Genomic DNA, 24,231 nt, shown 5'->3' on the forward strand with positions numbered 1-24,231 from the left:
TTGCCTTTCCAGGACCATGAGCACGAGCATGAGCACCGCCCTGATCCACACCCACAAGCGTGACTTTTCCGCGAACGCGAGACTGCCGGTGATCTGCGCGATCGCCGCCTGCACCGGCGCGCTCGCCACCCTGGCGGCGTTCGTGCTGCTGAGTCTCATCCATCTGTTCACGAACCTGTTCTTCTTCGGCAGCTTTTCCTTTGCCGATCACTCACCCGCGCACAACACGCTGGGCCTGTGGGTGGTGCTCGTGCCGACCGTGGGCGGTCTCGTGGTGGGCCTCATGGCGCGCTTCGGGTCCGACAAGATTCGCGGCCACGGCATTCCCGAAGCCATCGAGGCGATCCTGTTCGGCAAGAGCCGCATGTCGCCGAAGGTGGCGGTGTTGAAGCCGCTTTCGTCGGGCATCGTGATCGGCAGCGGCGGGCCGTTCGGCGCGGAAGGTCCCATCATCATGACGGGCGGCGCGCTCGGCTCGCTCATCGCGCAGTGCGTGAAGCTCACGGCGGCGGAGCGCAAGACGCTGCTGGTCGCGGGCGCCTCGGCGGGCATGACGGCCGTGTTCGGCACGCCGCTCGCGGCGGTGCTGCTCGCGGTCGAACTGCTGCTGTTCGAATGGCGGCCGCGCAGCTTCATTCCCGTGGCGCTGGCCTGTGCCGTAGCGGGCTTTGCGCGTGCCGTGTTCTTCGGCACCGGTCCGCTCTTCGCGTTGCAGACCGCACCCGCCGACAGCCAGGCGCTGCTCTGGTGCCTGCTCGCGGGACTGCTTTCGGGCGTGCTGGCGGCGAGCCTTTCGGCGGCGCTCTACAAGATCGAAGATCTGTTCGGCGAGCTGCCCGTGCACTGGATGTGGTGGCCCGCTATCGGCGGTCTCGTGGTGGGCATTGGCGGATTCTTCGAGCCGCGCGCGCTCGGCGTGGGTTATGACGTGATCGGCGACCTGCTTCATCAGCACATTGCGTTGCAGGCCGCCATCGCGATTCTCGTGGTGAAGGCCGTGATCTGGGTGATCGCGCTGGGCTCGGGCACGTCGGGCGGCGTGCTCGCACCGCTTCTGATGCTGGGCGCCGGGCTCGGCGTCGTGCTGGGCCACGTGCTGCCTGGCCACGATGCCGCGCTCTGGCCGCTCGTGTGCATGGCCGCGACACTGGGCGCCACGCTGGGCGCGCCGCTTACGGCCATCGTGTTCGCGTTCGGGCTGACGCACGACGCCAACGCGCTGCTGCCGCTGCTCGCGGCCACGCTCATCGCGCACGGCTTCGCGACCGTCGTCATGCGGCGCTCCATCATGACGGAGAAGATCGCTCGACGCGGCTATCACATCTACCGCGAATACAGCGTGGACCCGCTGGAGCGCCACTACGTCGACGAAGTCATGACGCAGCAGGTCGAGACCATCGACGCGAGCCTGACCGTGGCCGCCACACTCGCGTCGTACTTCGGCCCGATGCAGACGCATCGCGCGTATCCCGTGGTCGAAGAGGACGGCGTGTTCGTCGGCATGGTGGACCGCACGCTGCTCGAAGCGTTCGCGGCGGACACCGTGAAGTACGGGGCCGACGCGCCATTGCATGCGGCGTTGCGCGACCGCCAACTCGTGACGGCGCTGCGCGAGGAAACGTGCCGGCTCGTGGCCACGCGGCTCGCGGTGCATGGTCTCGAGCGGCTCGCCGTGGTGACGGACCGCGAATCGCGCAAGCTGGTGGGCATCGTTTCGCGCAGCGACCTCGTCAAGCCGTCGCTCGCGCTCTTCGACGAAGAGCACAAGCGCGAACGCTTTCGCCGCATTGCGCCGGTGGTGGCGCGCCGGCGCCTGGCGCCGCTAGGCGGGGCGCGGCGGCCTTGATGTAGGCGCACGGCCCCCGACTCACGTCGCTTGCTGCGCCCCATTCGCCGTGCCGCTCAGCGCGTCGATCTCTTCATCGCTGTAACCGAGCCCGCGCAGCACGTCATGCGTGTGCTCGCCGACCTTCGCGATAGGCAGGCGCGGCGGCAGGCGTTGACCGTCGAGCGAAAGCGGCAGCAGCGGCATGCGCGTCTCGCCGCCGTCGTCGAGTTGCAGCGGCGCGAGGCCGCCGCTTGCGAGCAGATGCGGGTCGTCGAACAGCTCTTCCGGCTTCGTGATGGCCGCGAACGGCACGTGGTGGCGCTCGAACAGCGGCGCCAGTTCTGCCGCTTCGCGCGTGGCGAGCGTGGTCGCAAGTTCGGCAAGCAGCCAGCTGCGCGCGCGAACGCGGTCGTTGTTGCTGGCAAGACGCGCGTCGGCCAGCAGGTCCGGCCGGTCAAGCAGCGCGCACAGCGAGCGCCATTGGGCGTCGCCCGTGGCGGCAATGAACATCTGCTCGCCGTGCGCGAGCGTGAACACGTCGTAGACGGCCCACGCGCTGATGCGTTCGGGCATCGGCGAAGGTGCGGCTCCTGTCGCCGCGTATTGCTGCATGTGCTGCGCAGAAAGCAGCACGCAGTTTTCGAAGAGCGCGCTCTGGACTTCCTTGCCGTGGCCCGTGGCGTGGCGTTCGTGCAGCGCGGCCAGCACGCCGATGGCGCCGAACATGCCGCCCATGATGTCGTTGACCGAGCTTCCCGCGCGCAGCGGGCGGCCTGCGGGACCGGTCATGTAGGCGAGGCCCGCCATCATCTGCACAACTTCGTCGAGCGCGAGGCGATGTTCGTACGGGCCCGCGAGAAAGCCCTTGTGCGAGACGTAGATGAGCTTCGGATTGCGCGCCTTGAGCGAGGCGTAGTCGAGCCCGAGGCTTGCCATGCGGCCGGGCTTGAAGTTTTCGACGAATACGTCGGCGGTATCCGCGAGCTTGCGCAGCGCGTCGAGACCGGCCTCGGTGTCGAGGTCGAGCGTCACGCTCTTCTTGTTGCGATTGAAGGTGCGAAAGAAGCCGGCGCCGGTGCCGATCAGACGCCGCGTACTGTCGCCGCGCGGCGGCTCGACCTTGATGACTTCGGCGCCCAGGTCGCCCAGGATCATGCCGCACGTGGGGCCCATCACCATGTGCGAGAGCTCGACGACGCGGATGCCGGCGAGCGGCATGGGAGGCGATGCGGAAGCGGTATTCATGACGTGGTGCGCGTAACCGATGACGTGCTGCGTTGCGAGTCGAACGTGGCGGGCAGACCCGCCCGCGCGATATAGCCGTAGAGCGGCTCGCCGGGCAGCGCGTCGGCCAGCACGCTGCGCGAGGCGAGCAGGGCGGGCAGGTGGATGCCCGTGTCATAGCCCATGCTTTCCAGCATGAACACGAGGTCTTCGGTGTTCACGTTGCCCGTTGCGCCCGGCGCATGCGGACAGCCGCCCAGGCCCGCGAGCGATGCATCGAATTCGCGAATGCCGTGCTGAAGCCCGACGAGCGCGTTGGCGAGCGCAAGGCCGCGCGTGTCATGCAGATGCAGCGCGCGCAGCTTGCTGCCGGCAATGCCACGCGCAAGCTCGATGATCTCGCCCACCTGGCGCGGCGTGGCCATGCCCGTCGTGTCGGCAAGCGAGAGAACGTCGGCGCCCGCATCGAGCGCGAGCCGCGCGATGCGCGCCACCTCTTCGCGTGGCACGTCGCCTTGCAGCGTGCAGCCGAACACCGTGGAAAGCCCGGCCACGAGTTCGGCACGGCCTTCGCAGAGCCTGCGCATGTCGGCGAAGGCCGCGATCATCTCGTCGGGCGTCTTGCGCACGTTCGCGAGGCTGTGCGCGGTGCTGACCGAAATGGGCACCACGATGCGCTGCACGCCGGCTTCGAGTGCCCGTTCCGCGCCTTTCACGTTGGGCACGAGCGCCGTGACCACGAGGTCCGCATAGCCGAGCGCGTGGGCCACCACGTCGGCGGCGTCGGCCAGTTGCGGCAGCAGCTTCGGCGGCACGAACGACGTGACTTCCATGTGCCGCACGCCGGCGGCATAGGCGGCGTCGATCCAGCGTTTCTTGGCGTCGGTGGGCATGATGCGCGCAATGCTTTGCAGGCCGTCGCGCAGGCCCACCTCCATGACGATGACACGCTCGGGGCGTGAGTCCATCGGGATGCTCCGTGTCGGTGAAAAGGGGGAGAGAAGCTGGCGGCGGCCCGCCAGACGAGCGACGCGAGCGCTGAATCTATCACGCGAACCCACGCGCGCCCAGGCGGGATTTCACCGTCGCCGCCCGCCGCAGCCAAGCCTGGCGCGGCATTGCATGTGCTGTATAAACATACAGTAGAATTTGACACCTACGCCGCGGACGGCGTTCCGGGTCTCACGCATGGCGCGCCCCAGCGCATATGCCCCGGCCGCCGTCCCGGTCCCACATTTTGACCAGCCGGAATATCTGCCCAAGTGAGCGATAACCGAACCATCCGCATTCGCGGCGCCCGCCAGCACAATCTCAAGAACCTCGACCTCGACCTGCGCACGGGCGAGATGACGGTGGTGACCGGTCCTTCGGGATCGGGCAAGTCGAGCCTCGTCTTCGACACGCTCTACGCCGAAGGCCAGCGCCGCTACGTCGAGACCTTCAGCGCCTACGCCCGCCAGTTTCTGGACCGCATGGACCGCCCGCAGGTGGACCGCGTGGACGGCGTGCCGCCCGCCATCGCCATCGATCAGACCAATCCGGTGCGCAGCTCGCGCTCCACGGTCGGCACGATGACGGAACTCAACGATCACCTGAAGCTGCTCTACGCGCGTGCGGCGAGCCTGTTCGATCGCGAGACGGCGCTGCCGGTGCGGCACGACACGCCCGAAACGATCTATGCCGAACTGCGCGCGCGCACCGCGACGGACGACCCGCGCCTCGTCGTGACGTTTCCCGTCGAGTTGCCCGACTCGGCTACCGAAGAGGAAGTCGCGCAGTGGCTCTCCGCGAGCGGCTACACGCGCGTGCAGGCGCAGCGCGAGGTCGTGACGGCGGCGGGCAAGCGCAAGATGCTCGACGTCGTGGCCGACCGCTTTCGCCTGCAGAACGCGGAGAAGAGCCGTGTGGTGGAGGCCATCGAGGCGTCACTCAAGCGCGGCGCGGGCCGCGTGAACGTCTATGTCGTGCGTGAAGGCGAGGCGGCCGTAACCGCGGGTGAGGCGCAGCAGCCGGAAATCTGGCGCTTCTCCACCGGCCTGCATTGCCCCGAAAGCGACCTGCGCTACGCGGACCCGCAGCCCGCGCTGTTCTCGTTCAACTCGGCCTATGGCGCCTGCGAGACGTGTCGCGGCTTTGGCCGCGTGATCGGCGTCGATTGGGGTCTCGTGATTCCCGACGAGCGCAAGACGCTGCGCGGCGGCGCCATCAAGCCGCTGCAAACGCCCGCCTGGAAGGAATGCCAGGACGACCTGATGCGCTACGCCGCGAAGGCCGGCATTCGCCGCGACGTGGCGTGGTCGCAGCTCACGCAGGCCGAGCGCGACTGGGTGATCGAAGGCTCGCCCGAGTGGACCGGCAAGTGGCAGACGCAGTGGTACGGCGTGAAGCGTTTCTTCGGCTACCTCGAGTCGAAGGCGTACAAGATGCACATCCGCGTGCTGCTCTCGAAGTACCGCAGCTACACGCCCTGCGAGGTGTGCGGCGGCGCGCGGCTCAAGACCGAGTCGCTGCAATGGCGCCTTGGCAGCAAGCCGAACGCCGACGCCGTGCTGGACCCGCACGCGCGCTTCCTGCCGCACGGCGTGAAGTGGCAGCGCGCGCAGCTCGAAGCGCTGCCGGGGCTCACGGTGCACGACCTGATGCTCTTGCCGATCGAGCGCATCCGGCGTTTCTTCGACGACCTCACGCTGCCTTCGGCGCTGCTCGACGACGCGCTCAAGCTGCTGCTCGCCGAAGTGCGCACGCGGCTCAAGTATCTGTGCGATGTGGGGCTCGGCTACCTGACGCTGGACCGCCAGAGCCGCACGCTCTCGGGCGGCGAGGTGCAGCGCATCAACCTCACCACGGCGCTCGGCACGTCGCTTACGAAGACGCTGTTCGTCCTCGACGAGCCCAGCATCGGGCTGCATCCGCGCGACCTCAATCGCATCGTGGAAGCCATGCACCGGCTGCGCGACGCGGGCAACACGCTCGTGGTGGTGGAGCACGACCCTTCCGTGATGCTCGCGGCGGACCGCCTGATCGACATGGGCCCGGGGCCCGGCGAGCGCGGCGGCACGATCATCTACGACGGCACGCCCGACGACATCCGCGAGGCGGCCACGCTCACGGGCGACTACCTGGGCGGCCGCCGGCACGTGGCCGACGCCTCGCGCTGGGCGCGCCGGCCCGTTGAAAGCACCACGCCGCGCCTCGTGCTGGAAGGCGCAAGCGAGCACAACCTGCGTGACGTGACGGTGGAGCTGCCGTTGCAGCGGCTCGTCTGCGTGACGGGCGTGTCGGGCTCGGGCAAATCGACGCTCGTGCAGGACGTGCTGTACCCGGCGCTTGCGCGCCATCTCGGCAAGGCGACCGAATCGCCGGGCGCCTATCGCGCGTTGAAGGGCGTGGAAGCCATCAGCGACGCCGTGTTCGTCGATCAGTCGCCCATCGGCAAGACGGCGCGCTCGAACCCGGCCAGCTACGTGGGCGCGTTCGACGAAATCCGCAAGCTGTTCGCGAAGGCGCCGCTCGCGCTGGAGCGCGGCTACGGCGCGGGCATGTTCAGCTTCAACTCGGGCGAGGGCCGCTGCCCGACCTGCGGCGGCTCGGGCTTCGAGCACGTCGAGATGCAGTTCCTGAGCGACGTGTATCTGCGCTGCCCCGACTGCGACGGCAGCCGCTACCGCGCCGAGATTCTCGAAGTGAAGATCGCGCGCGGCGACCGTGCGCTTTCTATTGCCGACGTGCTCGACCTCACGGTGAGCGAGGCCACCCAGCTTTTCGCCGCCGACGCCGAAGTGCTGCGCGTGTTGCAGCCCATCGTCGACGTCGGCCTCGAATACGTGAAGCTCGGTCAGCCCGTGCCCACGCTTTCGGGCGGGGAGGCGCAGCGGCTCAAGCTCGCGGGCTTCCTCGCCGAAACCGCGCCCACGCGCAGCGGCCAGACTTCGAGCGAAGAAGGTCGTCTCTTCATGTTCGACGAACCCACCACGGGCCTGCACTTCGATGACATCGCGAAGCTCATGCAGGCCTTCGGCAAGCTGCTGGCGCGCGGCCATTCGCTCGTCGTGATCGAGCACAACCTGGACGTGATCCGCGCGGCGGACTGGATCGTCGACCTGGGCCCCGAAGGCGGCGACGCGGGCGGCGAACTGGTGTGCGCGGGCACGCCCGAAGACGTGAAGGCCTGCGCGCGCTCGCATACGGGCCTCGCGCTGCTGCAATACGACGAGGCGCTCGGCACGCTGGAAGCGCGCGAGCAGGGCGTGCCGCTGCAGCGGTCGCTGAAGGCGGCGCGCGCACGCCGTGCCGTGGAAGGCGAAGACGTGGTGCGCATCGTCAATGCGCGCGAGCACAACCTGAAGTCGCTCGACGTGGACATTCCGCACGGCCGTTTCAACGTGATTACGGGCGTGTCGGGCTCCGGCAAATCGACGCTCGCGTTCGACATCCTCTTTCACGAAGGGCAGCGCCGTTACCTCGAATCGCTGAACGCTTACGCGCGCTCCATCGTGCAGCCGGCGGGCCGTCCCGAAGTGGATGCGGTCTACGGCATTCCGCCCACGGTCGCGATCGAACAGCGGCTCTCGCGCGGCGGACGCAAAAGCACGGTGGCCACCACTTCCGAGGTGTGGCACTTCCTGCGGCTGCTGTACGTGAAGCTCGGCGTGCAGCACTGCATCCACGACGGCACGCCCGTGACGGCACAGAGTGTGGATTCGATTGCCGCGCAGTTGATGCGCGACCATCGCGGGCAGCACGTGGGGCTGCTCGCGCCGCTCGTGGTGAATCGCAAGGGCGTGTATACGGACCTCGCGAAGTGGGCGAAGGCGCGCGGCAACAGCCATCTGCGCGTGGACGGCGAGTTCGTGCCGGTGGACCCGTGGCCGAAGCTCGACCGCTTCCGCGAACACACCATCGAGCTGCCTGTCGCGGACCTCGTGATCGCGCCCGAACGCGAAGCCGAACTGCGACGCGCGCTGGATGCGGCGCTGGAAGCGGGCAAGGGCGTGGTGCATCTGCTTGCGCCGCTCGACGGGCTGGACCGTGCGATGGGCAACGGCAAGCCGACGGCGCGCATCGGCACCGTGAAGGTGCTCTCCACGAAGCGCGCCTGCCCGGTGTGCGGCACGAGCTATCCCGAACTCGATCCGCGCATGTTCTCGTACAACAGCAAGCACGGCTGGTGCACGTCGTGCGTGGGCACGGGCCTTTCGCTCACGCGTGAACAGCGCGCGGCCTACGACGACACGATCACCGCCGACGACGGCCGCGGCCGCGAACAGACGCTGCCTTCCGAGGAACTGGAGCCCGAAGGCGTGGGCGAGGAGCCGTGCCCCGACTGCGGCGGCACGCGCCTCAACACGGTGGCGCGTGCGGTGACCTTCGACGCGCACGCCATCGTGGACGTCGCGCAATGGACGGTGGCCGACACGCGCCGCTGGGTCGACACGCTGGAACTCTCGGGACGCGACGCGGAGATCGCGCGCGACGTGATCAGCGAAATCCGCAGCCGCCTGCAGTTCCTGGAGGAAGTGGGGCTCGGCTATCTGAGCCTCGACCGCGCGGCGCCGAGCCTTTCGGGCGGCGAAGCGCAGCGCATCCGGCTTGCGGCGCAACTGGGCAGCAACCTGCAAGGCGTGTGCTACGTGCTCGACGAACCCACCATCGGCCTGCATCCGCGCGACAACCAGATTCTGCTCGACGCGCTGCGCAGCCTGGGCGAGAAGGGCAACACGCTCGTCGTGGTGGAGCACGACGAGGACACGATTCGCCGCGCGGATCACATCATCGACATCGGGCCCGGTGCGGGCAAACGCGGTGGGCGCGTGATCGCGCAGGGCGGCGTGGCGGATCTCGCCGCGCATCCCGAATCGCTGACGGGGCAGTTCCTGGCGCGGCCGATGGTGCATCCGTTGCAGGCGCGGCGGCCGGTGGCGGTGCCTGGGGCAAAAGCAAAGGCGCGGCAGGCAAAGGCGCAGCAGGCAACGGCGAACGTGAACGGAAGCGCCAACGGCGCAGAGATGCCGTCGTTGAACTGGCTCACCGTGCACGGCGCGAAGCTGCACAACCTGCGCGACGTGACGGTGCCGATTCCGCTGGCGCGGCTCGTGGCGATTACGGGCGTGAGCGGTTCGGGCAAATCGACGCTCGCGCGCGACGTGCTGATGGCCAACATGCTCGACGCGGTGGGACGCTCGGTGCTCTCGTCGCCTGCGGAGCGGCGGGCGCGCAAGGCGGCGCAGGGCGATAACAGGAGCGCGATGGCCGCAAGGCGCTCCAGCGTGCTCGCGCGGTCGGCGGTTCGGCCGAAGGTGGATGTCGCACACACCTGGCAAGGGTGCGATTCGATCTCAGGCTGGGAAAGCATCGACCGCGTACTGGAAGTGGACCAGACGCCCATTGGCAAGACACCGCGCTCGTGTCCGGCCACGTATATCGGCGTGTGGGACGCGATTCGCCGGCTGTTCGCGGAAACGCTCGAAGCGCGTGCGCGCGGCTACACGGCCTCGCGCTTCTCGTTCAACACCGGCGACGGGCGTTGCCCGGCCTGCGAAGGCCAGGGCGTGCGCACCATCGGCATGAGCTTCCTGCCCGACGTGAAGGTGCCCTGCGACGTGTGCCACGGCCAGCGCTTCAATCCCGAAACGCTTGCGGTGAGCTGGCGCGGACGCAACATCGGCGAAGTGCTCACGATGGAGATCGACGAGGCGGTCGAGTTCTTCTCGGCAGTCACGAACATCGCGCATCCGCTGCAGCTGATGAAGGACGTGGGGCTCGGCTACCTGACGCTCGGCCAGCCGTCGCCGACGCTTTCGGGCGGGGAGGCGCAGCGCATCAAGCTCGTCACCGAACTCTCGAAGGTGCGCGACGACATCACGCGGCGCGGGCAGAAGGCGCCGCACACGCTCTACGTGCTCGACGAACCGACGGTGGGGCTGCACATGGCCGACGTCGCGAAGCTGATCCGCGTGCTGCACCGGCTCGTGGACGGCGGGCACAGCGTCGTCGTGATCGAGCACGACCTCGACGTGATCGCGGAAGCCGACTGGATCATCGACCTCGGTCCGGAAGGCGGCGTGGGCGGCGGCGCCATTGTGGCCGCTGCAGACCCCGAAGGGCTCGTGCGCGTGGCCGGCAGTCACACGGGCGTGGCGCTGCGGCCGGTGCTCGCGCGGGGCGAGGGCGTGCCGGCGAGAGCGGCGAGAGCGGCGGGCGGCGAAGCGTGAGGCGGATCGCGGTGCCTTGAACGATTTGGACGCTTCGTACGCCCCGGACGCCGGGCATTATTCGGTGCCGGGGCGGTTTGATGAATCGACACGTGCCGTGGAAAAATCGCGCGAAGACGTACGCAAGAACTCGAGGACCGCCCCATGACCCTCCGCAAACGCTATGTGCTGGCCTTCTGGCTCATTGCCCTATTTACCGCGTCGCCGTTCATCTCGGTCTTCATTGCCGGCGCCGTGGCGACCGCGAACGGATGCCGGCTGGACGAGGCGGGCTTTTACCCCTGCGTGATCCTGGGTCACGACTTCGGCGAGTTGCTGGGGTCCATGGGCGTGCTGGGCTGGATGGGCCTCATGACGCTGCCGATCGGCAGTTTTCTGATGTTCTTGCTCGGCGTTGCCGCGCTCGTTCATTTCTTCCGGGACAGGCGCAAAGCGGCTTCGAAGGCGTCGCCGGACGCTTGAGGCCTGACGCTTGAGGCTTGATGCCCCGCGCTGCGGGCCGCAAACGCCTCACGTCCCCGCAACGAAGGCTTTCGTTCAACTCAGAGACAGCTTCCCGAAAATAAATTATTGAGAATCATTCTCGATAACGGTACTATCCCCGTCTTCCAGAAAACTTACAAATGGATTCGGGGTACCGGATGGAAAGCAGCAAGCGGCGCACGAGGCGCCGAGGATTGGCATGCGCGGCATCGCTCGTGGTCGCGCAGGGATGGGCGGCAACGGCCGTGCGCGCGGACGCGGTGACGGGTAGCGCCGTAACAGGCGCAGTGAGCGACGCCCAAACGGAAACCAGGACGCCCCAGGCCGACACCACGCCGTCATTACCGGCCGTAAAAGTCAGCGCATCGAAGCCGCTCGACGAAACGGGCTACCAGCCGCGGCGTGCCTCGGTGGCCACGCGAACCGACACGCCGCTCATCGATGTGCCCCAAGCGGTCAACGTCGTCACCCAGCAGCAGATCGAAGACCGCGCACCCGACAGTCTTGCCGACGCCCTCGCCACCGTGCCCGGCGTGCGCATGGGTAATACGCTCGGCGGCACGCTCGATGCCATCGTGAAACGCGGCTTCGGCGACAACCGCGACAACTCCATCCTGCGCGACGGCATGCAGTCCGTGCAGCCGCGCAACTTCACGCCCACCACGGAGCGCATCGAAGTGCTGAAAGGCCCGGCGTCGATGCTCTACGGCATTCAGGACCCGGGCGGCATCATCAACGTCGTGACGAAGAAGCCGCAACTCGAAGCACAGAATTCGGTGTCGGGCTTCGCGAGTTCGTACGGCGGAGGCGGCGCGCAGATCGACCTGACCGGGCCTGTCGGCACGTCGGGCCTCGCGTATCGGCTGATTGCCGATCATCAGCGCGTCGATTACTGGCGCAACTTCGGGCAGACGCGCCAGGAGACCATCGCGCCGTCGCTCGCCTGGTACGGGCGCGATACGACAGTGCTGCTGCAATACGAGCACATGAATTACTCCGTGCCGTTCGACCGCGGCACGCTGATCGACACGCGCACGGGCAACCCCGTGGCGATTCCCGCCGACGAACGGCTCGACGAGCGCTACAACGTCTCGACTGGCCGCTCCGATGCGGTCAACCTGCGCGTCGATCACAAGCTGAGCCCGAACTGGACCGTGCATGCGGGCTACGGCTACAACCGCACCTACTACAACGACTGGCAGGCGCGCGTGCTCTCGGCGAACTTCAATACGGGCGTGCTCACGCGCCGCGTGGACAGCACGCAGAACGGCGTGCAGGACGTGCACAACCTCACGTTGAACCTGGAAGGCAAGGTGCAGCTTTTCGGGCTGCAGCACGACGTGCTCGCGGGCGTCGATTACATGCGCAACTATCGCGTGCTGGGCGACCTTTATCGCGGCAAGAACAGCTCGAGCTTCAACCTGTATGCGCCGGTGTACGGCCTGCTTTCGCAGACCAGTACGCTCTCGAAGGCCGACAGCGACCAGACCGACAAGCTCATTTCGCGCGGCGCGTTCGTGCAGGACGCGGTGCATCTGGGCGACCGCTGGATCGTGATGGGCGGGCTGCGTTACGAGTCGTTCGGCGAACTCACGGGCAAGGGACGGCCCTTCGTGACCGGCGCCAACGTGCACGCCGACAAGGTGGTGCCGCGTGCGGGCGTGGTCTACAAGATCGATCCGGCGTGGTCGGTCTATGCGAGCTATAGCCAGTCGTTCCGGCCGAATACGTCGATTGCGCAGCCTATCGGCGATCTGCCGCCCGAAGAAGCGAACGCGTGGGAAGCGGGCTCGAAGCTGGTGACCGATCGGATCACGGCGTCGGTCGCGCTGTTCGACATCCATAAGCGCAACATCCAGACCACGGAAACCATCAACGGCGTGAACTACACGCGCAATGCAGGGCGTGCGCGCTCGCGCGGGCTCGAACTCGAGGCGAACGGCAAGCTCAGCAGCACGTGGAGCGTGATCGGCAGCTATACCTACACCGAAGCGCGTTATGCCGATGACCCGAAGCTCGCCGGCAATCCGCTGCCCAATGCGCCGAAGCACGCGGGTGCGCTGTACCTCACGCACGATTTCGGCAACGTCGGCGAGGCGCCCGTGAGTGGCCGCGTACGCGCCGGCGTGGGCGGTCGCGTGTTCAGCAGCCTGCCAGTGGGCGATGGCACGGGCAAGGTGTACCACCTGCCGTGGGGACACGTGGTGGATGCGTTCGTGGCGTGGGATTCGCGCATTTATGGCCGCTCCATTGCGTGGCAGTTGAACGCGAAAAACCTCTTCAACTCGGCGTACTACACGTCGAGCTGCTGTACGGGGCTGCCGTTCGTCACGATTGGCGAGAGCCGCGAGTTTCTGCTCTCCGCACGGCTCGATTTCTGATGCCGTGAGAGCCTTGCCCGGCGGGGCTTGCGCACGACCCTGGGCGTCGCGACAACCCCTTGATAAGCGGGCCTGACGCAGGGTATGATGGGCGCCGTTTGCGGTATCTGGCACAGCGCAAGGTATTGATTTGCGGGCGGAGCGGCCCATCCAGTCCATCTCCGGAACGCACACCGCGGGTTCGAATCGAACGCGGTCTCGCCCCCGCCCTCGTCAAAACAAACAGTAAGGCTTCGCTGGCATCAGCGAAGCCTTTGTCCTATTCAGTATTCAAAACCCTTTTGAGACGTGCATTTTCCGACACGGAACAATGCGGCACGTCGTGACGGAGCGAGAGGACTTACGAATGTTCGACCTCGACGGAGAGGCGCGCGAACGGCTGATCGTGTGGATTCGACGCCGTATGGATGAATTCGGGATTACGCTGGAAGACCTTGAAGCCTCCATAGCGGCCGATGCGCAAAAGTCCCCCATGTACCGCGATGCATATGGCAACACCTGGGACGGCCAGGGCGAGCGGCCCGAATGGCTGACCCGGGCGGTCAATGCGGGCCAGAACATGGAGCATTTCCGCTGCTGAAGCGGTAAAGCGCATTGCTGTGTTTTCGCGAATAGGTGATGCGCGTTATTCCAGCCGCCGTTATTTTCGTATCAGGACCGCCGCTCAATTCCGCTGAATCCCGGCAATAAAAAGTATTTGGCAGACGGATATTCCGCGGCGGGATTTTGCACCACGGCACGCGCGTGCTGTTCAGTCGATTCAGGAGCTTTCCGCATGGCGGCCACCCCGAATTCATCAGCATCCACGACCGCAGCGGCTGCGGCTTCCTTGCGTTACAGCGACGACGAATGGGCCACCCGCTGCGATCTCGCCGCGCTTTATCGGCTCGTTGCGCATTTCCGCATGACGGACCTGATCGACACGCATATCACCGCACGCGTGCCGGGTCCCGAGCACCATTTCCTGATCAATCGCTACGGCGTGTTGTTCGATGAGATGCGTGCTTCCGATCTCGTGAAGATCGACCGCGACGGACGCGTCGTCGAGCCCGCCGTATCCGACGACCCCGCACGCTACCGCGTGAATGCCGCGGGCTTCACGATTCACTCCGCGGTGCATATGGCGCGTCCCGACCTGCGCTTTGTCGTGCACACGCATACGGCGGCGGGGTCGGCGGTGTCGGCGCAAAAGCACGGACTCCTGCCGATCAGCCAGCACGCGCTGAAGTTTTACGGTCACCTCGCGTATCACGACTACGAAGGCATTGCGCTCGATCTCGGCGAGCGCGAGCGGCTGATTGCCGATCTGGGATCATGCAACGCGATGATCCTGCGCAATCATGGCTTGCTGGCGGGGGGCGCGTCGGCGGCGGCTGCCTTTCAGGAGATCTACTTCCTCGAGCGCGCTTGCCAGATTCAGGTCCAGGCGCTGGCGGGCGGCGCGGAACTCTCGATGCCTTCCGAGGCGGTCTGCAAGCTCACGGCCAGTCAATTCCAGCGGGACGAAGCCGAAGGCATCGTGCAACTCGCATGGGAAGCCGCGTTGCGGCTCATCGACAACACGCTTTCCGACTATCGCAGCTAGCGCGGGCTGCGTCGTCCGTTCAACGGCTGCCTTCGACTCGTGCAGCCGTTGAACGGAACATCACATAACCCGCACAGTACTCACGACCTGCACGACATCACTGACGCTTCTGCTGCAACTGTGCCTGTTGCTGTTGCAGATACTGCCGGACGTCGCTCATCGACACGCGTCCCGTATGCGACGTATCGATCTGGTCGAAGTGCTTGGCGATATACCCGAGCCCGCTCGTCTGGGCCTGCGCCTTGGTGATGGCAGCGCCGTTGCTCAGCACCGTATTGGCGCCGAGGCGTGCTTCGATGCGTTGCTGGGCCTGCTGCTGGAGCTGGGTTCCGGTGGACGGCACCACAGGCACGGGGCGGTTGGTCGGGAAGAACGGACCATCCACGCCGTGGCCGCCTTTGGGCAGCGTGACGGGCGCGACGGACTGAAGATCGGACGCCTGAACGTTGCCGACCACGGCGCCGAGCACGATTAGCGGCAGAACGCGCCGCAGCATATCGATTGGAGACATGATCACTCGCAATAGAAGGGCATGATGGGGCGGGCGCCCGCGCGAACGGATGCCCGCGTTTCTCCTTAGCTTACTGCGCGGCCGCGGTCTGTGCTGCGGCGGCCGTGGGTGTGCCGGCCGGGCTCTCGTCGGGCCACGGCGCCGGCAGCGTCCACAGCGAGAGTGCGAGCGGAATCGGCTGGCCGCGGTAGTAGTCCACGAGGTCGGTCTTCATCTGCGGACGGGCCACGTCGTCCAGATAAATCATGTGGCCGCCCTGGAAGAAGTTCACCTGCAGGTTCGGATTCATGCCCGGCACCGTTTGCAACCGCGCGAGCTGCTTTTCCGTATTGAAGAACGGCGTGGCGAGATCGTGATAGCCGTTCTCCGCAAGTACCTTCAACTGCGGGTTGAGCGTGATGGCGCCGAGCAGATCGGGCAGCGTGTCCGGCAGCGGCTGGCCGTCATGCGAGAAGTCCCACACCTGGATGATGGCGTCGTTGAGCGGCATGTATGTCGCGTTCGGCGCACGGTAGCCCAGGTAGTTCGGCATCTGCGTCTGCAGTGCGGTGGTGAACGGCTGCGAGATCAGGATGTCCGACGGATCCGAATCGCTCTGCAGACGCGGGTCCGAATTGGGCAGCGAAACGCGTCCGTCGTAGCGGCCAATCGTCGTGCCGGGCAGCAGCGCCGTATTGAACGGATTCACGTTGAAGTAACCCTGCAGCGCCTGCAAGGTCAGGCTCGACGGCCAGCGCCACGATTCCAGCGTGCGCGTGGCCGGAAACACCGGCGTGCCGAGCGCGTCCGGAATGCCGAGCTGGCTCAGTACCCACGACTGCGCATACTTCTGGAAGTGGTTGTACTGGCCCGTCGCGAATATTTCGGATTGCAGCGCATAGAGACCCATGTCGAGCGGCGGTGGCGAGACCTGATTGAAATAGGCCGCCACGGCTGCATAGCCGGGGTAGTAGCCCGCGAGCGTATCGGTATCCAGCATCAAGCCTTCCGTGGATGCCGTGATCGCGGTGGCCTCGATGGCGTCGGCGAAGTAGTTGAGGATGGACGACTGCAGCACGATGCCCGTGAGGTGCACGCCCGAGGACTCGAGCGCGAGCGCGAGCATGTCGGTGCGCGGCGTGCCATACGATTCGCCGTACAGATAAATGGGCGAGCTGCTGCGGTTGTTCACCGTCAGATAGCGCGTGATGAAATCGCGCATCACGTTCACGTCGGGATCGCAGCCCCAGAATTTCTGGTTCGTGTTCGGCAGGATCGCTTCGGAAAGACCGGTGCCCGGAGGATCGATGAACACCATGTCGGTGGTGTCGATCAGGCTCTCGCTGTTGTTGACGAGCGGATAGTTGGGCCAGTTGGTGAGCAGCGGGTCAGGCGTGGCGACGCGCGTGGGCGCGAACGAGCCCAGCCGCAGCCAGATGGATGACGAACCGGGACCGCCGTTATAGAAGAACGTGACGGGCCGTGGCGAGCCGTCCGCGTTCGGGGCCGTATAGGCGACGTACGACATGGTCGCTTCGGGGTTGCCGTTCGCATCCAGAGCTGTCAGATGGCCGGTGGTCGTCGTGTAGTTGACGGTGCTCTGGCCCGACGTCCACTGGTAATGCATGACGGCCGCGCGTTCCTTCACCTGCGAAAGCGGCAGACCGTCATTGGCATTGAGCGAGTAGGCCACCGGGTCGGTGTAGGGCTGATTGGCTTGATTGGCCGCAGGCGTTTGTGCGGCGGCCTGATTTGCGGCCACCTGGCGCATGGCGCTTGCCGCAGACGATCCCGAGCCGCTATCGCCGCCGCCGCAACCCGCAAGAATCAGTACGCTCGTGAGCAATGCGCCCGGCACTGCGAGCCAGCGCCCACGGCGCGCGCGGCCGGCGCGGGCCGGCGCGATGGCGCGGCTGCCGCTGGAACTACGGTCTGGTTTCATTTCTGTCCCTGTGACTGGTGAGATACCACTACACAAGACCGCGTTCGCCGGTTGGGCACATGAGAAACAGACAGCGCGTGCAGAACCCGCCGGCACCTGCGGCTGACGTTCGACTTTCACAACTGCCTTGAGCTTGAACTGACCGATATGAATAAGAGTACTAACTACATGCCGTGAGGCATGGTCAGTAACTCCTACTGTTTTGAGGCTTTCGCCGCCTTGAGAAAGATTTGGTAAGGACGCGCGACAAGGGAAAAATAGGAGGGGTCACATGACCTTGTCAAGCGGCGCCCATGTGTGCGCAGTCGGGGTGACGGGCCTGTAGTTCGGTTTCTTGTACGTGGCTTCGCGGCGGACAGTCGGGGTGTGGCAGTGGGCTCGTGGTTGGTGCGCAGACGAAAGCGATGCCGCGTGTAACGCGGCGCTCGCGTCAAGCTTGCGGATCGGTGTGCGCAATGGACTGCGGTGGTATGTGATACACGACAGCGCGATATTTAGGCTCGATTCGCTGTTCGACCACGACGCCGCCGAGCCCTTCGGCAATTCGGCGACTTGCGCGATTTTCCTCTGCTACGGGATACGTGAAGCCTCGTTGTATGCCGAGGATGCACGTTGCCCATCGAGCCACAAGGCTCACGGCTTCACGGCCGAAACCTTCGTGGTGGCGATCTTCGCGAATCCAGATGCCCAGTTCCGGGTGTTCGCTGTGCAGCCGGTGCAAGCCCGTCAAGCCAAGAAACGCTGCACTTTCGCGTTCCCGTATCGCGAAGACAAACTCCGATCCTTCTGCGGCAGCCAGCTGCCATTGCTGCCAGATGCGATTAAAGGCTTCTTTGTTGGCGGGTGGATCCCACGCCATGAACCGGGTGAGGGTAGGCGTAATGCAGCTGAACGCGGCGTCTGCGTCGTCGGCGGAAAACGGTTTGATTGAAAGCCGTGCCGATGCAATTTCGATTTCGCTTAGCCGTGGCGCCATTCGCCGTGGTTTATTCGGGTTGTCGTCCATGCGTTCTCGACATCAAGACGAAATAGCCTTGCCGACGTGCGCGTCGAAGTGGTTTCTATACCAGTCGATCATGCCGCGCATGAACGCTTCGGCGGGCGGCGACTTGCCTGCGCCGACCAGTTCCGCGCAGGCCGTCGCGATGGCCACCAGAATGCGCGACGTCTCGGGCACATACGGCAGATCAAGGCCGTGGTCGTGTCGCTCGCGAATGATTTCGTAGCGGGCGTTTTCCGCCAGCGTCCACGCGCTGACGAGGAAGTCCTGTACGCTGGCGCGCTGTCCGCCCACGTCGATGGTGATGCCTCGGTGTTGTTCGGCGTAACCCGCCTGTTCGAGTTTCTCGCAGCTGTCGATGGCGGTGTTGATGACTTCGCGAATCAGATTCCAGTTCGTTTCCATGCGGGGGCTCCGGGATATGCCGCTTGCATTCGCTGGGTATGTGGTGAAGGGCGCGATGGCACGAACGGCTGCGCAACAGTATCAACGACAAAATCGCACGACCACAATGCATGCGAGTGGTGCATCGAAATCCGAAATCTGAAATCTGAAATCTGAAATCCGAAATCCGTTTGTCAGCCGGCTCGAATTCGGGCGACAATCGCCGCCATCTTCATGCAGCCTGCGCGAGGTGCTAGACATGTCGGTGCTCATTATCGGGTTGGTGGTCTTTCTCGGGGCTCACTCGGTTCGCATCGTGGCCGAAGACTGGCGGCGCGCGCAGATTGCCCGCCTCGGCGAGAAGGGTTGGAAAAGCGCGTACTCCGTGGTGTCGTTGATCGGATTCGTGCTGCTGGTGTGGGGCTATGGCCTCGCCCGGCACAATCCCGTGGTGTTGTGGACGCCGCCGCCGTGGGCGCCGCATCTCGCTGCGCCGCTCACGGCGCTTGCGTTTATCCTGTTTCCCGCGGCGCATGTCCCCGAAACGCATTTCAAGTCGCTGCTGAAGCACCCCATGGTGACGGGCGTGATGCTCTGGGCCATCGCGCACCTCGCGGCCAACGGCACGCTCAATGCGCTCGTGCTGTTCGGCGCGTTTCTGGTGTGGTCAGTCGTGGACCTCATTGCGGCCCTGCGGCGCGATGCAGCGGCCAACGTCGTTTATCCACCGGGCCGGTTCTCGAAGGACCTGATATGCGTGGTCGCCGGCCTCGTTGCGTGGGCGATCTTCGCATTGTGGCTGCACGGCGTGCTGATCGGCGTGCGCCCGTTCGGTTGAGACCCATCGCATAAAATATCGAAAGACCCATAAAAAAAGTGCCCGCGCGAGGCGGGCACCGAATGTGTCTCGGAGTTTTGCGATCAGGTTATCGCGGACTGCATCGTAGTCCCGATATGTGAAAGCCTCGTGAAAGCGGCGTGACGCGTCGCCGAAGCGTGCACGTCCGCGCTTTCGCCGTGTCGTTACACGTCGAAGAACACCGTCTCCCGGTCGCCTTGCATGTGGATGTCGAAGCGATAGATCACGCGGCCCACGTGTTCTTCGCGCTTCGCGACCAGCGTCGTGCGGCGTTCGGCCGGCACGGCCGACAGCACCGCATCCTGTCCGTTCGCCGCGGCTTCATCGTCGAAATAGATGCGTGTGAAGGCGTGGAGCAGCACGCCGCGCATCGTCACCGTGACGTCGATGTGCGGCGCGCCGTTGTCCGACGCACGACCGGGCTTCACGGTTTCGACAATGAAGCGCTGCTTCGCATCCGTACCCGTGCCCACGCGGGCAAAGCCGCGAAAGCCCGTTTCGTTCGCCTCCTGGCTCGTCTGCGGATAGCGGCCATCGCTATCGACCTGAGTGAATTCGAGCATCGCGTCGGGAATCGGCGCGCCGTCGCCGTCGAACACGCGACCGATGATCGTAATGTGCTCGCCCCGCGCTTCGGGCGTGACGAGCGCCGGCGTGAACAGGCTCTTGTGGTCGAAGTTGTATTGCTCGGGACACAGGCCGTAGGCGAAATACGGGCCGACCGTTTGCGAAGGCGTTTGCTTGAGAGTCATGGTTCAACGCTCCATCGGGGTTTCGTTGCGGCCGCGCAGCACGATGTCGAACTCGTAGCCAAGCGAGAAGCCTTCTTCGGTGGTGTCGAGCGAGAAGCGCGAAATCAGCCGCTCGCGCGCGCCTTCAGGCACGCCCTGATAGATCGGGTCGAACGCGAGCAGCGGGTCGCCGGGGAAGTACATCTGCGTGACGAGCCGCTGGCCGAAGTAGTCGCCGAAGAGCGAAAAGTGGATGTGGTTCGGCCGCCACGCGTTCGGATGATTGCCCCAGGGATACGCGCCCGGCTTGATGGTGAGGAAGCGATAGCGGCCTTCGTTGTCGGTGAGGCAGCGGCCCGCGCCGAGGAAGTTCGGATCGAGCGGCGCGTCGTGCTGGTCCTGCTTGTGCACGTAGCGGCCCGCGGCGTTGGCCTGCCAGACTTCCACGAGCGTGTTGCGCACCGGCTTGCCGCCTTCGTCGAGCACCTGGCCCGTCACGATAATGCGTTCGCCGAGCGGCGCGCCGTTCCTGGCTGCATTGCGCGTGAGGTCGTTGTCGAGCGGCCCCAGGTCTTCGGCGCCGTAGACGGGCGCGTGCTGGTCGCGCAGCTTTTCTTTCAGCGGAATGAGCGGACGCGTGGGACCGCGTTTCACCGACGACCGATAGCCGGGATCGATGTAGGCCGGATGAGAAGGGAAGTCGCGCGCGGACAGAATCGAATCGTCCATCGGGTGTCTCCTTGATATCGTTGTGGAGTGGGGGTGATGAGGTGCAGCGGGATGATGCGACTTTATCGAACCCGGAAAGTTATGCAAAATGACGTTTTTTCGCGTTTCGTATAACGGACGGTTATGCAACGACGTCTCGCCGACAGCCGGGTCAAGTTCCGCCATCTGCAGTGCTTTCTCGCCGTGGCGCAGTTCGGCAGCGTGCAGAAAGCTGCCGAGAGCCTTTCCATCACGCAGCCGGCCGTGTCGAAGACCGTCGCCGAACTGGAGGCGGTGCTCGGCGTGAGGCTATTCGAGCGCGGCCGGCGCGGCGCCGTGCCCACGCGCGAAGGGCTGCTATTCATGCCACACGCCAGCGCCTGCGTGAGCGCGCTGCGCCAGGGCGTGGATCTGCTCGCGCGCGACGGCAACACGACCACGGCCACGCTCGATATCGGCGTGCTACCCACGGTCGCGCCGTCGCTGGTGCCGGCCGCGCTGCGGGTGTTCGCGGCGCACTGGCCGCATGTCATCGTGCGGCTCGCCACGGCGGCGAACGCGGAGTTGCTGGAGCGGTTGAAGTCGGGCGCGATTGCATTCGCGGTGGGGCGGCTGGCGGACCCCGAGCGCATGGTGGGCTTGAGCTTCGAGCAGCTTTACAGCGAGCCATTGCTCGCCGTGGTTCGTGCGGGCCACCCGCTTGTGGAGCACGCCGATCTGCACGCGGCGCTCGATCGCTTCACGATCGTGCTGCCGCCGTACGGCACGCTCATCCGCCAGGCCGCGGACAATCTGCTCAAGGCGTGGGGTGTTCCGCCGTTGTCATCGTTCGTGGAGATGCTGTCGGTTTCCGTGGCGCGGCTGCTTGCGTTGCAGAACGACGCGGTGTGGTTTGCACCGGCCGGCGCCGTCGAGCACGATCTGCAGCAAGGCACGCTCGTGCGTCTGCCGATGCCGCACGCGGGCACCGAGGAACCCGTCGGACTCATTCAGCGTACGGATGCCGAGCCTTCGCCGGTGGCCCGCGCGCTGATCGACGCGGTGCGCACCGTGGCGCGCGAGCGGGCCGCTTCATTGAGCAAACCCGTGGGCAAACCCGCAGCCAACCCCGTCACCAAACGCGCCGCTAAACCGGCACGCAAAACCGCGCCGCGCCGTACCTCGACAGGGGCTGCCGCAGCGGCCGAAACAGGGCGTTCGCGCGGCCGTCGCTGAAGCGCGGTCGGGGTGAACCATACAGTACAAATTGCAGTTGCGGCAGACCGCGAAGCCGGTGTAAAAACACGGTTCAAATCAGGCCGCAGCGCGCCGGCGGACCGCAGCAGGCGCGCCGCGCCGCGCAACACGATCCGGCGAGGCGAGCGGCATTGCCATCTTCGATGTATCTAGTGCCTCGACAAGGAGAAACCATGCCCAGCGACCTGCCCGATCCCGCCGCCGCCCAGCACGCCGCCGCGGACCGCGAGCACAATCCGCTCGGCACCGCGGGCCTCGAGTTCGTCGAATTCGCCGCACGCGACCCGCAGGCGCTCGATCAAACCTTTACGCGCCTCGGCTTCAAGCCCATTGCGCGCCACATCAGCAAGAACGTCACGCTGTACCGCCAGGGCGAGATGAACTTCCTCATCAACGCGGAGCCGGATTCGTTCGCTGCCCGCTACGCGGAGGAGTACGGCACGGGCATCTGCGCGATCGGCATTCGTGTGAACGATGCCCAGCGCGCTTTCGAGCGCGCCGTGGAACTGGGCGCCTGGCAGTTCGAGGGCGAGAAGATCGGCAAGGGCGAACTCTATATTCCGGCCATTCAGGGCATCGGCAATTCGCACATCTACTTCGTGGACCGCTGGCGCGGCCGTGGCGGTCAGCGCGGCGGCGTGGGCGACATCTCGATCTTCGACATCGACTTCCGTCCCATTCATATCGATACCGCCCACGCGGACCTCAGCCACGCGGGCAGCGGGCTCGTCGCCGTGGATCACCTCACGCAGACGGTGGGCGTGGGCCGCATGCAGGAGTGGGTAGATTTCTATCGCGACCTGCTCAATTTCCGCGAGATTCACGAGTTGCACGCGAACTGGCACGTTTCGGCGGAATCGCGCGTGATGGTGTCGCCGTGCGGGGCGATCCGCATTCCGCTCTACGAGGAAGGCACGCCGCGCACGAGTCTCATGCACGAGTATCTGCCCGATCATCCGGGCGAAGGCGTGCAGCACATCGCGCTCGCCACCGACGACATCTTCGCGTGCGTCGACGCGCTCACGGCCAACGGCGTGCGCTTCGTGGAGCCGCCGCCGCGCTACTACGAGGGAATCGACGCACGGCTGCCGGGGCACGGCCTCGACATCGAACGTCTGCGGCGCGCGCACATTCTCGTGGATGGCGAGACGGGCAAAGGTGCGCCGCAACTCTTCTTCCAGACCTTCGTGCGGCGCAACGCCGGCGAAATCTTCTTCGAGATCGTGCAGCGCAAGGGACACCACGGGTTCGGCGAGGGCAACCTCGCGGCGCTGGCGGCGGCGCGCTGACAAAGGCGGGCTGAAAAAGGCGGGCTGAAGGCGCGGGCTGGAGCGGGCGCCTGAAAGCGGCCGTGTGAAAGAGGCTGTCTGAACGCGGCTGTGTGAAGGAGACGATGAAAGGGACGACGTGAACAGGCGACCTGAAGGGAAGAATTAAAGAGAGAAATTAAAGAAAGGAACTAAAGGGAAGGCCTGACAGAAAGTCCTGAAGGGGCCGCTCAGCTCAGCGCTTCCCGCCCGCAGCGGGTGCCGGCGGTGCCACCTGCGCGGACTGTGGCACATCAGCGCCCGTGGCCAGCCACAACACTTCGGCGTCTTCCTCGCTCGTGGAAACCGCCGCGTGGCCCGTGCGGCTGTCGAAGTAGATGCTGTCGCCCGCTTCCAGTTGCGTGGGCGCGTACAGCTCCGAATACAGGCACACGCTGCCGCTGATCACATACAGAAACTCTTCGCCTTCGTGGCGGCCCCAGTCGTCGAACGCGTCCAGCGTATGCGCCGTGATGCGGATGCGAAACGGCAGCATGGCCTTGTGCGCGAGGTCCGTGGCCAGCACTTCCATCTGATAGCCGCGATACGCGTGGCGTTGGCCCGCGTTCTTGCGCGTGATCGCGCGCCGGCCGCTTGCGTTGAGCTTCGGCGTGGAGCCGAATAGCTCGGCCAGATCGATCTTGAGCCCCAGCACGATCTTTTGCAGCACATCGAAGGTGGGCGACATCAGGCCGTTTTCCACCTTCGAGAGCGTGGAGCGCGATACGCCGCACAGGCGGCTCGCCACTTCGAGCGTGAGGTCTTGCGCCACGCGGGCGGCGCGCACGCGGCGGCCCAAGTCCGTCGTGGACGATTCGGCCGGTTTGGTGAGGTTGGTGTCCATAAGCGCAATCGATGCAGG

Annotated in this window: 18 protein-coding genes; 9 read left to right on the forward strand and 9 right to left on the reverse strand. The window is 65.7% G+C overall.

Going from position 1 to position 24,231, the window contains the following annotated elements; all coding sequences use genetic code 11:
- Positions 1 to 28: 28 nt before the first annotated feature.
- Entirely contained in the window at positions 29 to 1,846 is a 1,818-nt protein-coding gene (locus tag P2869_RS21130) for a chloride channel protein (protein ID WP_277599450.1), read from the forward strand.
- 21 nt (positions 1,847 to 1,867) lie between these two features.
- Here P2869_RS21130 and P2869_RS21135 read toward each other — a convergent pair whose 3' ends face one another.
- Both P2869_RS21135 and P2869_RS21140 read right to left on the reverse strand, forming a co-directional pair.
- Entirely contained in the window at positions 1,868 to 3,073 is a 1,206-nt protein-coding gene (locus P2869_RS21135) for a CaiB/BaiF CoA-transferase family protein (protein WP_033351720.1), read from the reverse strand.
- Complete coding sequence (locus P2869_RS21140; RefSeq protein ID WP_277599451.1) at positions 3,070 to 4,020, reverse strand: hydroxymethylglutaryl-CoA lyase; 951 nt, start codon at positions 4,018 to 4,020, stop codon at positions 3,070 to 3,072. Before P2869_RS21140 ends, P2869_RS21135 begins: the two co-directional genes overlap by 4 nt.
- Positions 4,021 to 4,314: 294 nt before the next feature.
- On the opposite strand from P2869_RS21140, the gene uvrA reads away from it, so the two are divergent.
- The 5 genes from uvrA (at position 4,315) to P2869_RS21165 (ending at position 14,712) form a co-directional block, all read left to right on the forward strand.
- Positions 4,315 to 10,263, forward strand: coding sequence for an excinuclease ABC subunit UvrA (uvrA, locus tag P2869_RS21145; RefSeq protein ID WP_277599452.1), 5,949 nt, complete (start codon positions 4,315 to 4,317; stop codon positions 10,261 to 10,263).
- A gap of 144 nt (positions 10,264 to 10,407) precedes the next feature.
- Positions 10,408 to 10,725: a hypothetical protein gene (locus P2869_RS21150; protein WP_017777412.1), complete on the forward strand. Its 318-nt coding sequence runs from the start codon at positions 10,408 to 10,410 to the stop codon at positions 10,723 to 10,725.
- A gap of 215 nt (positions 10,726 to 10,940) precedes the next feature.
- Positions 10,941 to 13,127, forward strand: a complete 2,187-nt coding sequence (locus tag P2869_RS21155) for a TonB-dependent siderophore receptor (RefSeq protein WP_277599453.1) — start codon at positions 10,941 to 10,943, stop codon at positions 13,125 to 13,127.
- Between the two features lie 322 nt (positions 13,128 to 13,449).
- Positions 13,450 to 13,707, forward strand: coding sequence for an H-NS histone family protein (locus P2869_RS21160; protein WP_026121970.1), 258 nt, complete (start codon positions 13,450 to 13,452; stop codon positions 13,705 to 13,707).
- 195 nt (positions 13,708 to 13,902) lie between these two features.
- Positions 13,903 to 14,712: a class II aldolase/adducin family protein gene (locus P2869_RS21165; protein ID WP_277599454.1), complete on the forward strand. Its 810-nt coding sequence runs from the start codon at positions 13,903 to 13,905 to the stop codon at positions 14,710 to 14,712.
- Between the two features lie 97 nt (positions 14,713 to 14,809).
- Here the strand turns inward: P2869_RS21165 and P2869_RS21170 are convergent, their stop codons facing one another.
- The 4 genes from P2869_RS21170 to P2869_RS21185 form a co-directional block, all read right to left on the reverse strand.
- Positions 14,810 to 15,223, reverse strand: a complete 414-nt coding sequence (locus P2869_RS21170; RefSeq protein WP_026121971.1) for a hypothetical protein — start codon at positions 15,221 to 15,223, stop codon at positions 14,810 to 14,812.
- 70 nt (positions 15,224 to 15,293) lie between these two features.
- On the reverse strand, positions 15,294 to 17,144 hold the full coding sequence (locus P2869_RS21175; protein WP_277599455.1) for a peptidase S10: 1,851 nt from the start codon (positions 17,142 to 17,144) through the stop codon (positions 15,294 to 15,296).
- Positions 17,145 to 17,574: 430 nt separating this feature from the next.
- On the reverse strand, positions 17,575 to 18,120 hold the full coding sequence (locus P2869_RS21180) for a GNAT family N-acetyltransferase (RefSeq protein WP_277599916.1): 546 nt from the start codon (positions 18,118 to 18,120) through the stop codon (positions 17,575 to 17,577).
- 42 nt (positions 18,121 to 18,162) lie between these two features.
- Complete coding sequence (locus tag P2869_RS21185; protein WP_277599456.1) at positions 18,163 to 18,549, reverse strand: hypothetical protein; 387 nt, start codon at positions 18,547 to 18,549, stop codon at positions 18,163 to 18,165.
- Positions 18,550 to 18,787: 238 nt separating this feature from the next.
- Between P2869_RS21185 and P2869_RS21190 the strand changes: the two genes are divergently transcribed.
- Positions 18,788 to 19,366 carry an NnrU family protein gene (locus P2869_RS21190; RefSeq protein ID WP_017777420.1) on the forward strand — a complete coding sequence of 193 codons (579 nt, stop codon included), beginning with the start codon at positions 18,788 to 18,790 and terminating at the stop codon, positions 19,364 to 19,366.
- 185 nt (positions 19,367 to 19,551) lie between these two features.
- Here the strand turns inward: P2869_RS21190 and pcaG are convergent, their stop codons facing one another.
- Positions 19,552 to 20,139: a protocatechuate 3,4-dioxygenase subunit alpha gene (gene pcaG / locus P2869_RS21195; RefSeq protein WP_277599457.1), complete on the reverse strand. Its 588-nt coding sequence runs from the start codon at positions 20,137 to 20,139 to the stop codon at positions 19,552 to 19,554.
- 3 nt (positions 20,140 to 20,142) lie between these two features.
- Positions 20,143 to 20,847 carry a protocatechuate 3,4-dioxygenase subunit beta gene (pcaH, locus tag P2869_RS21200; RefSeq protein WP_017777422.1) on the reverse strand — a complete coding sequence of 235 codons (705 nt, stop codon included), beginning with the start codon at positions 20,845 to 20,847 and terminating at the stop codon, positions 20,143 to 20,145.
- A 123-nt stretch (positions 20,848 to 20,970) separates the two neighbouring features.
- Here pcaH and pcaQ point away from each other — a divergent pair, with 123 nt between their 5' ends.
- Positions 20,971 to 22,041 carry a pca operon transcription factor PcaQ gene (gene pcaQ, locus P2869_RS21205; RefSeq protein ID WP_277599458.1) on the forward strand — a complete coding sequence of 357 codons (1,071 nt, stop codon included), beginning with the start codon at positions 20,971 to 20,973 and terminating at the stop codon, positions 22,039 to 22,041.
- A gap of 194 nt (positions 22,042 to 22,235) precedes the next feature.
- Positions 22,236 to 23,351: a VOC family protein gene (locus P2869_RS21210; protein ID WP_017777424.1), complete on the forward strand. Its 1,116-nt coding sequence runs from the start codon at positions 22,236 to 22,238 to the stop codon at positions 23,349 to 23,351.
- A 214-nt stretch (positions 23,352 to 23,565) separates the two neighbouring features.
- On the opposite strand, the gene P2869_RS21215 is transcribed toward P2869_RS21210, so the two are convergent.
- Entirely contained in the window at positions 23,566 to 24,213 is a 648-nt protein-coding gene (locus P2869_RS21215) for an XRE family transcriptional regulator (RefSeq protein ID WP_126876469.1), read from the reverse strand.
- Between the last annotated feature and the right edge of the window lie 18 nt (positions 24,214 to 24,231).

Source organism: Paraburkholderia sp. SUR17 (assembly GCF_029536165.1).
GTDB classification, from domain to species: Bacteria; Pseudomonadota; Gammaproteobacteria; order Burkholderiales; family Burkholderiaceae; genus Paraburkholderia; species Paraburkholderia kururiensis.

Bases quoted from the DNA above. Each gene is read 5' to 3' on its own strand.
- P2869_RS21130 (WP_277599450.1), top strand. From the start codon at position 29: ATGAGCACCGCCCTGATCCACACCCACAAGCGTGACTTTTCCGCGAAC.
- P2869_RS21135 (WP_033351720.1), bottom strand. From the start codon at position 3,073: ATGAATACCGCTTCCGCATCGCCTCCCATGCCGCTCGCCGGCATCCGC.
- P2869_RS21140 (WP_277599451.1), bottom strand. From the start codon at position 4,020: ATGGACTCACGCCCCGAGCGTGTCATCGTCATGGAGGTGGGCCTGCGC.
- P2869_RS21150 (WP_017777412.1), top strand. From the start codon at position 10,408: ATGACCCTCCGCAAACGCTATGTGCTGGCCTTCTGGCTCATTGCCCTA.
- P2869_RS21165 (WP_277599454.1), top strand. From the start codon at position 13,903: ATGGCGGCCACCCCGAATTCATCAGCATCCACGACCGCAGCGGCTGCG.
- P2869_RS21170 (WP_026121971.1), bottom strand. From the start codon at position 15,223: ATGTCTCCAATCGATATGCTGCGGCGCGTTCTGCCGCTAATCGTGCTC.
- P2869_RS21175 (WP_277599455.1), bottom strand. From the start codon at position 17,144: ATGAAACCAGACCGTAGTTCCAGCGGCAGCCGCGCCATCGCGCCGGCC.
- P2869_RS21180 (WP_277599916.1), bottom strand. From the start codon at position 18,120: ATGGCGCCACGGCTAAGCGAAATCGAAATTGCATCGGCACGGCTTTCA.
- P2869_RS21185 (WP_277599456.1), bottom strand. From the start codon at position 18,549: ATGGAAACGAACTGGAATCTGATTCGCGAAGTCATCAACACCGCCATC.
- P2869_RS21190 (WP_017777420.1), top strand. From the start codon at position 18,788: ATGTCGGTGCTCATTATCGGGTTGGTGGTCTTTCTCGGGGCTCACTCG.
- pcaG (WP_277599457.1), bottom strand. From the start codon at position 20,139: ATGACTCTCAAGCAAACGCCTTCGCAAACGGTCGGCCCGTATTTCGCC.
- pcaH (WP_017777422.1), bottom strand. From the start codon at position 20,847: ATGGACGATTCGATTCTGTCCGCGCGCGACTTCCCTTCTCATCCGGCC.
- pcaQ (WP_277599458.1), top strand. From the start codon at position 20,971: ATGCAACGACGTCTCGCCGACAGCCGGGTCAAGTTCCGCCATCTGCAG.
- P2869_RS21210 (WP_017777424.1), top strand. From the start codon at position 22,236: ATGCCCAGCGACCTGCCCGATCCCGCCGCCGCCCAGCACGCCGCCGCG.
- P2869_RS21215 (WP_126876469.1), bottom strand. From the start codon at position 24,213: ATGGACACCAACCTCACCAAACCGGCCGAATCGTCCACGACGGACTTG.